A 12,317-nucleotide genomic window follows, 5' to 3' on the forward strand; every position below is an offset into this window, starting at 1 on the left:
AGTGCCCGTGGCCCGTGCACCCCCAGCGCGGTGGCCATCGGGTGAACGCTCGGTGACCTGTTGCCGTGTGCAGGCTGCGGGACCGTTCGCGGGTAGCCTCGGGTCGTGCCCACCGAGACGACAGACCTGACGTTGCGCCTCATCAGCCCCGGTCAGCACCTGGACTTCCTCCGCACCCAGCGGTCCGCCTCGTTCCTCCAGACCCCGGCCTGGGGCCGGGTGAAGGCGGAGTGGCGGCACGAGTCCGTGGGTTGGTTTCACGGGGAACGGCTGGTCGGCGCGGCCCTGGTGCTCTACCGCCAGCTGCCCAAGGTCAAGCGCTACCTGGCCTACCTGCCCGAGGGCCCGGTCATCGACTGGGACGGCTGCTGCCAGGAGGACACCGGCACGCTGGGTGCCTGGCTGGCACCGCTGACCGCGCACCTGGGCAGGTCCGGCGCGTTCGGCGTACGGATGGGCCCGCCCGTGGTCACCCGCCGCTGGTCCGCGGCCCAGATCAAGGACGGCATCGCCGATCCCGCCGTACGCCGGCTCGACGACGTGGCGCCGTTGGAGCGCAACCAGACCGGAGCCTGCATCGTCTCCCAGCTGCACGAGCTGGGCTGGCGTCCCCAGGCCGTCGAGGGCGGCTTCGCGGCCGGTCAGCCGCAGTACAACTTCCACCTCCCGCTGGTCGACGCCGACGGCAAGCCGCGGTCGGAGGCCGACCTGCTCGCCGGGATGAACCAGCAGTGGCGGCGCAACATCAAGAAGGCCGACAAGTCCGGGGTGGAGGTCACCGCCGTCACCGGCTCGGCCCAGGAGCTGGCCCAGGATCTGGCCGCCTTCCACGACCTCTACGTGCACACCGCGGAGCGCGACCACTTCACGCCGCGTCCGCTGGCCTACTTCCAGACGATGTTCGACGCCCTCTCCGCCGAGGAGCCCGACCGCATCGTGCTGCACCTGGCCCGGCACGAGGGCGACCTGGTGGCCGCCACCATCTCGATCCGGGTGGGCGCCCACGCCTGGTACTCCTACGGCGCGTCCTCGACCGAGAAGCGCGAGGTCCGGGGCTCGAACGCGGTGCAGTGGGCGATGATTCGCGGTGCGCTCGCCGCCGGCGCCGAGGTCTACGACATGCGCGGCATCACCGACACCCTGGACGGCGACGACCCCCACGTCGGCCTCGTCCAGTTCAAGGTCGGCACCGGCGGCCAGGCCGTGGAGTACGCCGGCGAGTGGGACCTCCCGCTCAACCGGGTCCTCTACAAGGCGTTCGACGTCTACATGAGCAGGCGCGGATGAGCCTGACCCTGACCGTCGACGGCGAGCGTTGGCGCACCCACCTGGGAGCGCTGACCGAGCGCACCCCCGGGCTGGTGCCGGTGGCCAAGGGCAACGGCTACGGCTTCGGGCTGGGCCGGTTGGCCCGCAAGACCCAGTGGCTCCGCGACCAGGGGCTGGGCGCCGACACCCTGGCGGTCGGCACCTACCACGAGCTCGCCGAGGTGGCCTCGCGCTTCACCGGTGACCTGCTGGTCCTCACGCCGTGGCGGCCCTTCGGGGCGGCGCTCGACGTGGACCCCGCCCTGGCGGGGCGGGTCATCCACACCGTCAGCCGACCCGAGGACCTGGCAGCGCTGCTGACCCACGACCCGGGGGCGCGCTACGTCCTGGAGCTGGTCACCTCGATGCTGCGGCACGGCATGACGCCGCGTGGGCTGCGCAGTCTCGGCGGTCTCACCGACCGCGGGCGGCTCGAGGGCGTGGCCCTGCACCTGCCCCTGGCCCAGGGCTCGCACCTGAGCCAGGTCCAGCGGCTGCTCACCGACGTGGTGGCCGCCGGGCTGCCCACCCGCACCATCTGGGTCAGCCACCTCACCCCCGAGGAGCTGGAACGGCTCCGGGCGTCGTACGCCGACTTCGAGATCCGGCCGCGGATCGGCACCGACCTGTGGCTCGGCGACCGCCAGGCGCTGACGGTGACCGCGACCGTGCTCGACGTGCACGCGGTGGAGCGCGGAGACGTGTTCGGCTACCGCTCGCGGACCGCCCCCAAGTCCGGCCACCTGCTGGTGGTCAGCGGCGGCACCGCCCACGGCATCGGCCTGGAGGCGCCGACGGGCGACCAGTCCTTGAAGTCGCGGGCCGCAACCTTGGCGCGAGGCGGTCTCGACGCGGTCGGCTTCGTGCGCTCCCCGTACTCCATCGACGGCAAGCAGCGGCTCTTCGCCGAGCCGCCGCACATGCAGGCGTCGATGCTCTTCCTGCCGTCCGGGGCCCGGGTGCCCTCGGTGGGTGACGAGATCGAGGTGCGGGTGCGCTACACCGCCACGACGTTCGACCGCGTCGTCGTGGCCTGAGGCTCGCCGGACTCGGGAGGTCCGGCAGGTCCCACGGGTCCCGGTCCACCGGGTCGTGCTCGGGCCGCAGCACGTCGCGTACCACGAGCACCACCAGGTAGAGCTCGGCGAGCATCCGCAGCCCGATGGCGATCCAGTAGAAGACCACCGGGCCGCCGTCACCGGGGGCGAGGAAGTCCCCGAGGTACCACCAGACCGAGGCGAAGTAGAGCAGCTCGCCGGCCTGCCAGATCAGCAGGTCGCGCCACCGGGGGCGGGCCATCACCGCGAGCGGGAGCAGCCACAGCACGTACTGCGGTGAGTAGACCTTGTTGATGAGCAGGAAGCCGGCCACCACCAGGAAGCCCAGCTGCGCCAGCCGGGGAGCCTGCGGGGCCTTGAGCCCGATCACCAGCACGGCCAGGCACCACACCAGCAGGAACAGCCAGGAGAACTGGTTGATGGTGTCGGCGGTGAAGAAGTGGTCCACCCGCTCGCTGACCCCGGTGGCCGGGTTGAGCTGGGTGTCAGCCAGCGGCCCCTGCTGCAGGAACAGCCACACCGAGCCCAGGTCGGCGGTCCGCTCGGAGTTGAAGGTCCAGAAGAGCTTCCACTGCTCGGGGCCGGTCAAGAGCGCCGGGATGTTGGCCACCACCCAGGCCAGCACCGCGCCGCTGGTCGTGGCGACCAGCTGGGCCCAACGTCGACGCCGCAGGCAGAGCACGAAGATGCCGCCGAGCAGCAGCAGCGGGAACAGCTTCACCGCCGTGCCCAGCCCGATCATCACCCCGGTGAGCACCGGGCGCTCCCGGGCCCAGGCCCAGAGCGCACCGGCGACGAAGACCACGGCCAGCAGGTCCCAGTTCACCAGGCCGGTCAGGGCCAGGGCCGGGGCGAGCGCGAAGCCCGCCGCGTCCCAGGGCCGGCGGCGGTTGACCCCGGCCAGCAGCACGGTGGACAGCAGCGCCACCAGGGCCAGCCCGATCGCGTTGACGGCGACGTAGAACGTGCCCTCCGCGACCCGGTCGCGGCCGGGATCGTCGAGGTCCGGTGAGCCGCTCAGCCAGTGGGTGACGTACGCGGTGCCCCAGGCCCAGTAGGAGATGCCCACCGGGTACTCCATCACCTCGTACTGGGCGCGGATCTCGGCGTCGTCGGTGTAGGGCCAGGCCAGGTCCGCCAGGCCGCGACCCTGGTAGAGGTAGGGCATGTCGGAGTAGCACATGTGGGAGAAGCGCTCGGTGTTGTCCTGCCAGTCCGACTCCACGCAGGAGACCTTCGTGACCATCCCGAGGGCGAAGGTGACGGCGGTGAGCAGCAGCAGCACCCGGACCGGGGTCCACCACCAGTGGCGGCCGGCACGCGAGCCCATCGGACCGCCGACCACCTCGGACAGGGCCGCGACCGTGCCGTCGTCCAAGGTGGGATGCACCTGCTCCCCCCGCTCCACCTGCTCCCCCCGCAGCATGTCAGCCCCCGGGCGTGGGGGTCGGCACCGGCGGCAGGGTCACGACCGGGGTCGGTGTCGGCGGCGGGGGCGGCGGCGGCGGCGGCGGAGTGGGGACCACCACCGTCGGCGTCGGGACCAGCGTCGGGGTGGGCACCAGGGTCGGCACCTCGGTGGGCTCCTCGCTCGGGGTCGGCTCCTCGGTCGGCCGCGGCTCCTGGCTGATCGTGGGCTTCGGCGGCGCCTTGGTGGGCCGCGGCGGCGGGGGCGGCGGCGGCACGTACTCGTGGCCGTCGGACGGCGCGTCGCCGTCGACGTACGCCGGGTCCGGGAAGTCCTCAACGTCCATGCCATCCATCACGCGCTCCATGATGGCGGTCCAGGTCTGGGCTGGATAGGTCCCGCCGTAATACGACGGCAGCCAGTCGTCGAGAGCGTCGTCCCCGTCCCCGCGGACGTACATCACCGCGGTGGAGAGCTGGGGAGTGAAACCGACGAACCAGGCCGAGGAGACGTGGGTCTCCTCGGGGTCCTTGGGGTTGGGCGCCGTCGCGGTGCCGGTCTTGCCTGCCGCCGGGCGGTCCAGGGCGAGCGCGGCCGTGCCGGAGCCGGAGGTGACGACCTGCTCCAGGGCGTAGGTGGTGTCCGCGGCGATGTCCTCCTCGAGCACCCGCCGGGTCTGGGCCTGCCGGGAGAACGTCGTCTCGCCGTCCGCGTCGACCACCTTCTCCACCACGTGCACGTCCGCGCGCTCGCCGGCGTTGGCGAGCGTGCCGTAGGCGTTGGCCATGTTGATCGGGCTCACCCGGGCCTTGCCGAGGGTGATGAGGGTGTCGTCGGGGGTCAGGTCGATCGAGCGCGACGGGATGCCGGGGTACTTCTTCTGCGGCTCCGACGGAGGCAGCCCGGCCTTGATGGCGTTCTGGTAGATCTTCTTCGGCCCGTCCTCCATCGCGTCGCTCATGTCGACGAACGCGGTGTTGGTGGAGTTGGCGGTCGCGGTCGTCATCGAGACCGAGGAGCCCATGTCGTGCGCGCCCTCGCCGGCGTTGTAGACCTCCAGGCCGTCGGGGTAGGTGTACGGCGAGTTGCCCTGGAAGGAGTCGCGCAGCGAGAAGCCCTCCTGCAGGGCGGTGGCGACGGTGAAGGCCTTCATCGTGGAGCCGGCCATGCCACCGGTCGCCGCCCAGTTGATCTGGGAGTCCAGGTAGTCCTGGCCGCCGTAGAACGCCTTGAGCGCCCCGGTCCCCGGCTCGACGGTGGCCGCGCCGATGTGCAGCTCCTTGTCGCCGAAGCCCTCGGGCCGCTGCTCGATCACCGACTCCTGGAGGTCGGTCATCATCTTCTTGTCGAAGGTGGTGGTGACCCGCAGGCCACCGCCGTCGATCTCCGCCTCGCTGTAGCCCAGGCGCAGCAGCTCGTCCCGGACCAGCTTGAGCATGTGGCCGCGCTGGCCGCCGTACGTGCTCTCGCCCTGGATCTTGGGGAACTTGGGCAGCTTCTTCTGCGCCTTCTCGGCCTTCGTCTCGCTGATCATGCCGTCGTTGGCCATCCGGCCGAGCGTGTAGTTGTAGCGGCGGGTCAGGCCGATCTCGGCCTCGGCGCCGTTCGCCGGGTCGTAGGCGGTGGGGTTGTTCAGCACGCTGGCCAGCACCGCGGCCTCGCGGAGCTTGAGGTCCCCGACGTCCTTGCCGAAGTAGGCCTGCGCGGCCGCCTGGACGCCGTACGCACCGCGGCCGAAGTAGATGGTGTTGAGGTAGCCCTCGAGGATCTCCCGCTTGCTCCGCTCACGCTGGATCTTCAGCGACAGGATCGCTTCCTTGATCTTGCGGGAGAGCCGGCGCTCGCTGCTCAGGTAGAGGATCTTCACGTACTGCTGGGTGATGGTCGAGGCACCCTGGGTGCTGTCGCTGGTGGCGTTGGAGAACGCCGCCCGCACGATGCCCTTGGGGTCGATGCCGTTGTCGGTCCAGAAGGACTTGTTCTCGGCCGCGACCACCGCGTCCTGGATGTTGTCCGGGATCTTGTCCAGCGGGACGTTGACGCGGTTCTGCTTCGCGTACCGCCCGACCTCGCTCTCCCCGTCGGCGTAGTAGACGAACGAGGTCTGGGTCTTGAACTCCTCGTTCTCGTCCGGGATCTCGATGCTCTGGTAGAGGAAGACGAAGGCGCCCACCGCCACCAGAGCGACGACGACGCCGACCACCGAGAGCGCGAGCGCGACCTTGCGCAGCCTCTGCTTGGTGGTCAACTTCTGCTTGGCGGGCCGCTTCTTCACGGCCGGCCCGGGGCTCTGCGGGACTGACTCACGCCGGTAAGGGTAGTGGCCGCCCCCACCGCCCCCGATTTCCTCGACCGCGGCGCCGCGACAGCACCGCTGTTCCCGTCCAGCGGATATATCGCTACGATAGGTCTCATGGCACGCCGTAGTGAGACCATCGAGCTCGCAGTCCTCGGACTGCTGCACGAGGGACCCATGCACGGCTACGAGCTGCGCAAGCGGCTGAACCTGATGCTCGGGTGGGGCCGGGTGCTGTCCTACGGCTCGCTCTACCCCGCGCTCAAGAAGATGCTGCGCTCTTCGCTGATCGAGGAGGTCGACACCGTCCCCGCGCCGGTGACCCGACGTCCTCGGATCGTCTACCGGGTCACCGAGGCCGGTCACGTCGAGTTCGAGCGCCTGATGTCGGAGGTCGGCCCCACCGCCTGGGAGGACGACACCTTCGACATCCGTTTCGCCTTCTTCTCCTCCACCGACATGGAGATCCGCCTGCGCGTCCTCGAGGGACGTCGCACCCGGCTCCAGGAACGACTGGAGAGGGTCCAGACAGACCTGACCCGCACCCAGAAGGAGGTCGACCGGTACGCCGCGGAGCTTCAGCGCCACGGTGTCGAGTCGGTCGAGCGAGAGGTCCGCTGGCTCTCGGACCTGATCAAGGCAGAACGAGAGGCCGGGCCTGTCAGCCAGCCCGCCAATCCCGACCAGCGGTAACGCTGCAAACACTGCGAAGCACAAGCACAGAAGAGGAGAGCCCCATGGGTTCGGTACGAGTTGGAATCGTCGGCGTCGGGAACTGCGCCTCGTCCCTGGTTCAGGGTGTGGAGTACTACAAGGACGCTGACCCGCAGGGCACCGTCCCGGGTCTCATGCACGTGGTCTTCGGTGACTACCACGTCAAGGACGTCGAGTTCGTCGCCGCGTTCGACGTCGACGCCAAGAAGGTCGGCTTCGACCTGTCCGAGGCCATCGTCGCCTCGGAGAACAACACCATCAAGATCGCCGACGTGCCGCCCACCGGCGTCACCGTCCAGCGCGGCCCGACGCACGACGGTCTCGGCAAGTACTACTCGCTGACCATCGACGAGTCCGACGCCGAGCCGGTCGACGTGGTCCAGGCACTCAAGGACGCCGAGGTCGACGTCCTGGTCTCCTACCTGCCCGTGGGCTCGGAGGTCGCCGACAAGTTCTACGCCCAGTGCGCCATCGACGCCGGCGTGGCCTTCGTCAACGCCCTGCCCGTCTTCATCGCCTCCGACCCCGAGTGGGCCAAGAAGTTCGAGGACGCCGGTGTCCCGATCGTCGGTGACGACATCAAGAGCCAGGTCGGTGCCACCATCACCCACCGCGTGATGGCGAAGCTGTTCGAGGACCGCGGCGTGACGCTGGACCGCACCTACCAGCTCAACGTCGGCGGCAACATGGACTTCAAGAACATGCTCGAGCGTGAGCGCCTGGAGTCCAAGAAGGTCTCCAAGACCCAGGCCGTGACCTCCAACCTCACCGGCTCGCTCGCCGGCAAGGGCGCGGACGACCGCAACGTGCACATCGGCCCGTCGGACTACGTCGCCTGGCTGGACGACCGCAAGTGGGCCTACGTGCGCCTCGAGGGTCGCGCGTTCGGCGACGTCCCGCTCAACCTGGAGTACAAGCTCGAGGTCTGGGACTCCCCGAACTCGGCCGGCATCATCATCGACGCCGTCCGTGCCGCCAAGATCGCCCTGGACCGGGGCATCGGCGGCCCGATCATCTCCGCCTCGACCTACCTGATGAAGTCGCCCCCGGTGCAGATGCCGGACGACCTCGGTCGCATCGAGCTGGAGAAGTTCATCCGCGGCGAGTGATCCCTGCTCGACTCGAGAAGCCCGTCCCCTCCGGGGGCGGGCTTCTTCGCGTCAGAACCACCTCAGCGCGGCCCGTGGGTGTTCAGCCAGAGCACCGGTCCGGGCAGGGAGGTGCCGAGCTCCGCGACCGCGGCCAGGGCCTTGCCGGTGTAGACGGGCTCCAGCTCCAGGCCCGCGGCGGCCGCCGCGGTGACCATCCGCACCGAGGCCGGCGTCGGGTCGCCGTACGTCGCGCCCAGCCAGTCGCTGCGGGAGGTGAGGTCGGGTGCAGTCAGCCGGGGCACGTCGGTCGCCCCACGCTCGCGGAGCAGGTCGCCGGTGGCGTTCGCCAGCGCTGCCAGGGCCTCCGCGTCGAGGGGCATCGAGTCGTTGACGACCGCGCCGAAGACCCGGGTGGGCAGGCCCGCGATCGCGAAACCGAGCGCCAGGCCGGCGGCTGTGCCGCCCGATCCGACGGGAACCACGACCGTGCCGGGCTCCGGCAGCTCGCCGGCCCGGACCTGCGCGGCGATCTCCAGCGCGGTCTCGACGTACCCCAGGGTGCCGACCGGGTTGGACCCACCGGCGGGCAGGTACCAGGGCAGCCGGGGCCGGCCGCTGCCCGGACCAGCACCGTCCAGGCTGGCGCGTGCCATCAGGAAGGGAACCGCGGCGCGGCGTCGCCTCCCGGTGGCGAACCGGTGGATCCGCGCCGGCGAGGCATGCAGTCGGGCCAGCTGCTCCCGGACGTGGTCGTCGACCGGCTGGTCCACCAGCCCCAGGACGGTGCGGAGGCCGTGCTCGGCGCCGTACCGGGCGCAGGCCAGGCCCCAGTGGGTGCCGATGCCGCCGACGGTGAAGAGCGTCCGGACCCCTCGGCGCTTCGCCTCCGGGATGATCCACTCCAGCTTGCGGACCTTGTTGCCCGCCCAGGAGCCGTCCCGAACGCGTCCTCGGACTTGCACCACACGCCGTCCGGCACGCCCGGGATCTCCAGCTCGAGCACCGGAGTCGGCGTCTGGCCCAGCGGCACGCGCCCCAGGTCCAGCCCGGGCCAGCGGCGATGCAGGTGGCTCGCCGGTTCCGCGGGCATCAGGGTCGCTCGGCCTCGGCCTTGATCCGGGTCAGCGTCTGGCGCATCCCCTCGCGCAGCTCGTCCTGGAAGGTCCGCTGTCCGCCCAGCACCCGGTCGGTCAGGCGCAGGGAGAGGGCGCTGATGCCGTCCGGTGCCTCCCGCCGCTGCACGATGCGAGTGCCGCTGGCGGTGGGCTCTAGGGTGAACGACCAGGTGGACTGGTTCTCCCGGATCTTGAAGGCCACCACCCGCTCGGGCTCCAGACGAACCACCTTCGCCTGCGTCGGCCACACCAGCAGGCCCCGGCGGTTGAGGTTGATCATCCTGGTGCCGAGCCGGACCGGCCGACCACCGCGCAGGTGGGTGCGCACCACCTGGGGACTCCACTCCGCCAGTCGCGGGAGGTCGCTGACCAGCGCCCAGACCCGGGACACCGGGGCCTCGACGTCGATCGTCTGCTCGATCAGGGGCTCGACCAGGTCTGCGCTCGGCGAAGTCATCTGCGCAATGTAGAGCACGCCGGGTACAAGACGCCGGTGTCGGCCGCGGAACCGGACTCTCGGCGGTACCGCGAGCGCGGAGTCCGGCGTACGTTGGCTGGGACGAGGCAGCTGCGCTGGCGGTACGACGACGGGCGGGCCGGAGATGATCGACGCCGACGGATCGCAGGGGGACGTGTCCCAGGCCGACAAGCTCCAGGCGGAGGCGCCCCCGGCCTACTGGGCACTGCCCGCCGCCGAGGTGCTGCGCCGCGCGGGAACCACCGAGGCCGGCCTCGGTGCCGAGGAGGCCGCACGCCGGCTTGACTCGTTCGGGCCGAACCGGCTGGCACCCACGCACCGGGCGTCGTGGCTGCGGGCCCTGGTCAAGCAGTTCACCGAGCCCATCATCCTCATCCTGATCGCCGCGAGCGTGGTGTCGATGGTGCTGCGCGACGTCACCGACGCGGTCATCATCCTGGCGATCGTGGGCCTCAGCGGGCTGCTCAGCTTCTGGCAGGAGCACCGCGCGTCACTGGAGGTGCAGCGGCTGCTGGACCTGGTCCAGGTGCACGCGGACCTGCGACGCGACGGTACGGCGGTCGAGGTCCCGCTGGAGCAGGTGGTGCCGGGCGACATCGTGGACCTCAACGCCGGCGACGTGGTGCCGGGCGACTGCCGGGTGATCAGCGCCGACGCGCTCCAGGTGGACCAGGCTGCGCTGACCGGTGAGACCTTCCCCGTCCACAAGCATCCCGACCCCGCCGGGGCGGACGCCCAGCTCGGCGAGCGGCACAGCGCGCTCTTCCTCGGCTCGCACGTGGTCAGCGGGCGGGGCCTGGCCGTCGTAGTGGCCACGGGGTCGCGGACCGAGCTCGGCCAGCTCTCGCGGCGCCTGGAGCAGGAGGCGCCCGCGACCGGGTTCCAGCAGGGGATCCGCCAGTTCGGCATGCTGCTGGCCCGGGTCACCGGGGTGCTGGCGGTGGCGATCATGGCGCTGAACCTGCTGCTGGAGCGCCCCTTCGCGGAGTCGCTGCTCTTCTCCCTCTCTCTCGCCGTCGGGCTGACCCCGCAGATGCTCCCGGCGATCGTCGCGGTCAGCCTGTCGCGCGGAGCACGCCGGATGGCGGGCGAGCAGGTGATCGTGCGTCGCCTGGACGCGATCCAGGACTTCGGCGCCATGGACGTGCTGTGCACCGACAAGACCGGCACCCTCACCGAGGGCGCCGTCCGGCTGCACGCCGCCGTGGACCCCACCGGCGCCCCGAGTCCGCTGGTGCAGGCGCTGGCGGCGGCGAACGCGGGGCTGCAGACCGGCTTCACCAACCCCATCGACGCCGCCATCCTGGCCGCGCACCCGCTGGACCCGGCGTACCGCCCGGTCGCGGAGCTGCCCTACGACTTCAGCCGCAAGCGGCTCAGCGTGCTGGCCGACGGGCCAGACGGACGACAGCTGATCTGCAAGGGCGCCTACGACTCGGTCGTCGACGTCTGCCTCACGACCGACCGCGCCGCGCTGGACGCACACTTCGCCCGGCTGAGCCAGGAGGGCTACCGGGTGCTGGGCATCGCGCGGCGGAGCCTGCCCGAGGTGGAGGCGGTGACGCCTGCCGACGAGGACGGCCTGGAGTTCCTGGGCTTCCTCGCCTTCGCCGACCCCGCCAAGGCGGGCGCGCGTGAGGCGCTCGGCGACCTGCGGGCGGCCGGGATCAGCGTCCGGATGATCACCGGTGACAACCGGCTCGCCGCGGCCCACATCGCCGGCGAGGTCGGGATGGACGCGGGCACCGTGCTGACCGGGCGCGACCTCGATGCCCTGGACCCCGAGCAGCTGGTACGCCGGGTGCAGGAGGTCGAGGTCTTCGCCGAGGTGGACCCGCTGCGCAAGGAGCGGATCATCTCCGCGCTGCGCGAGTCCGGAGCGACCGTGGGCTACCTGGGCGACGGGATCAACGACGCCGCCGCCCTCCACCTCGCCGACGTCGGCATCTCGGTCGACACGGCGGTCGACGTGGCCAAGAGCGCGGCCGCGATCGTGCTGCTGGACAAGGACCTGGCCGTGCTGGGCCACGGCGTACGGCTGGGTCGGCAGACGTTCGCCAACACCCTGAAGTACGTCTTCACCACGGTCAGCGCCAACTTCGGCAACGTGGCCAGCATGGTGATCGCCTCGGCCTTCCTGCCCTTCCTGCCGCTGCTGCCCCGGCAGCTGCTCCTGCTCAACTTCCTCTCCGACATCCCGAGCACCACCATCGCGGTCGACAACGTCGACGCCGAGCAGGTGCAGCGTCCCCAGCACTGGGACCTCCGCTTCGTCCGCGACTTCATGGTGGTCTTCGGGCTGCTGAGCAGCCTGTTCGACCTGCTGACCTTCGCGGTGCTGCTGCACGTCTTCGACGCCGACTCGACCCTGTTCCGGTCTGCCTGGTTCGTCGGGTCCACCCTGACCGAGCTGGCCGTACTGATGGTGCTCCGCACCCGGCGACCCGCGATCCGCAGCCGGCCCGGGACGGGCCTGCTGTGGACCTCCATCACGGTGGCCGCGGTCACCCTGGCGCTGCCCTTCGTGCCCGAGCTGTCCCGGCTGCTGGGCCTCGACGCCCTGCCGGCCAAGGTGGTGGCGGCGCTGCTGCTGATCACCCTCGGCTACGTGCTGGCGGCCGAGGCGCTCAAGCTGCGCTTCTACCGGTCCGCGCAGACGCCTCGCCCCCACGTACGGCGGCCCGGGCGGGAACGGCTCGCGCACGTCATCCGGGAGCACGGGGGTGCGGCGCCCGGCCGGCGTACCCGGGCCCGTCGCGGCGGGGGTTCGTGACCCCTTCCCCGGGTTAGAGGGGCATGCATGCCCCCCTAGGCGCAGGGAACCCCGGCTAGGCGGGGATCACTGCCAC

The 12,317-nt window shown here is 71.0% G+C and carries 8 protein-coding genes and 1 pseudogene; 5 read left to right on the forward strand and 4 right to left on the reverse strand.

Features of this window, described 5'->3' with window-relative positions; all coding sequences use genetic code 11:
- Positions 1-105 precede the first annotated feature (105 nt).
- Positions 106-1,287 (forward strand): lipid II:glycine glycyltransferase FemX, encoded by a 1,182-nt coding sequence (locus C0R66_RS18335; RefSeq protein WP_277869141.1) that lies wholly within the window; start codon positions 106-108, stop codon positions 1,285-1,287.
- A complete protein-coding gene (locus tag C0R66_RS18340; RefSeq protein ID WP_101525922.1) occupies positions 1,284-2,345 on the forward strand; it encodes an alanine racemase in 1,062 nt (353 codons plus the stop codon). Before C0R66_RS18335 ends, C0R66_RS18340 begins: the two co-directional genes overlap by 4 nt.
- A gap of 331 nt (positions 2,346-2,676) precedes the next feature.
- On the opposite strand, the pseudogene C0R66_RS19775 reads toward C0R66_RS18340, so the two are convergent.
- A pseudogene (locus C0R66_RS19775) lies at positions 2,677-3,792 on the reverse strand (glycosyltransferase family 87 protein); the annotation flags it as partial.
- A 1-nt stretch (position 3,793) separates the two neighbouring features.
- Positions 3,794-6,049 carry a transglycosylase domain-containing protein gene (locus tag C0R66_RS18350; RefSeq protein WP_101525923.1) on the reverse strand — a complete coding sequence of 752 codons (2,256 nt, stop codon included), beginning with the start codon at positions 6,047-6,049 and terminating at the stop codon, positions 3,794-3,796.
- A 138-nt stretch (positions 6,050-6,187) separates the two neighbouring features.
- On the opposite strand from C0R66_RS18350, the gene C0R66_RS18355 reads away from it, so the two are divergent.
- Positions 6,188-6,763, forward strand: a complete 576-nt coding sequence (locus C0R66_RS18355) for a PadR family transcriptional regulator (RefSeq protein WP_101525924.1) — start codon at positions 6,188-6,190, stop codon at positions 6,761-6,763.
- 44 nt (positions 6,764-6,807) lie between these two features.
- Positions 6,808-7,893 carry an inositol-3-phosphate synthase gene (locus tag C0R66_RS18360; RefSeq protein ID WP_101525925.1) on the forward strand — a complete coding sequence of 362 codons (1,086 nt, stop codon included), beginning with the start codon at positions 6,808-6,810 and terminating at the stop codon, positions 7,891-7,893.
- Positions 7,894-7,955: 62 nt separating this feature from the next.
- On the opposite strand, the gene C0R66_RS18365 is transcribed toward C0R66_RS18360, so the two are convergent.
- Both C0R66_RS18365 and C0R66_RS18370 read right to left on the reverse strand, forming a co-directional pair.
- Entirely contained in the window at positions 7,956-8,837 is an 882-nt protein-coding gene (locus C0R66_RS18365) for a 1-aminocyclopropane-1-carboxylate deaminase/D-cysteine desulfhydrase (RefSeq protein ID WP_199286744.1), read from the reverse strand.
- A 127-nt stretch (positions 8,838-8,964) separates the two neighbouring features.
- On the reverse strand, positions 8,965-9,447 hold the full coding sequence (locus C0R66_RS18370) for an SRPBCC family protein (RefSeq protein ID WP_101526369.1): 483 nt from the start codon (positions 9,445-9,447) through the stop codon (positions 8,965-8,967).
- 145 nt (positions 9,448-9,592) lie between these two features.
- On the opposite strand from C0R66_RS18370, the gene mgtA reads away from it, so the two are divergent.
- Positions 9,593-12,241 (forward strand): magnesium-translocating P-type ATPase, encoded by a 2,649-nt coding sequence (gene mgtA / locus C0R66_RS18375; protein ID WP_101525926.1) that lies wholly within the window; start codon positions 9,593-9,595, stop codon positions 12,239-12,241.
- Positions 12,242-12,317 lie beyond the last annotated feature (76 nt).

The sequence above is a fragment of the Nocardioides houyundeii genome (assembly GCF_002865585.1).
GTDB lineage: Bacteria > Actinomycetota > Actinomycetes > Propionibacteriales > Nocardioidaceae > Nocardioides > Nocardioides houyundeii.

What these genes read in the sequence shown, in the direction of transcription:
- C0R66_RS18340 (WP_101525922.1), top strand. Translation starts at nt 1,284, where the DNA reads ATGAGCCTGACCCTGACCGTCGACGGCGAGCGTTGGCGCACCCACCTG.
- C0R66_RS18355 (WP_101525924.1), top strand. Translation starts at nt 6,188, where the DNA reads ATGGCACGCCGTAGTGAGACCATCGAGCTCGCAGTCCTCGGACTGCTG.
- C0R66_RS18360 (WP_101525925.1), top strand. Translation starts at nt 6,808, where the DNA reads ATGGGTTCGGTACGAGTTGGAATCGTCGGCGTCGGGAACTGCGCCTCG.
- C0R66_RS18370 (WP_101526369.1), bottom strand. Translation starts at nt 9,447, where the DNA reads ATGACTTCGCCGAGCGCAGACCTGGTCGAGCCCCTGATCGAGCAGACG.
- mgtA (WP_101525926.1), top strand. Translation starts at nt 9,593, where the DNA reads ATGATCGACGCCGACGGATCGCAGGGGGACGTGTCCCAGGCCGACAAG.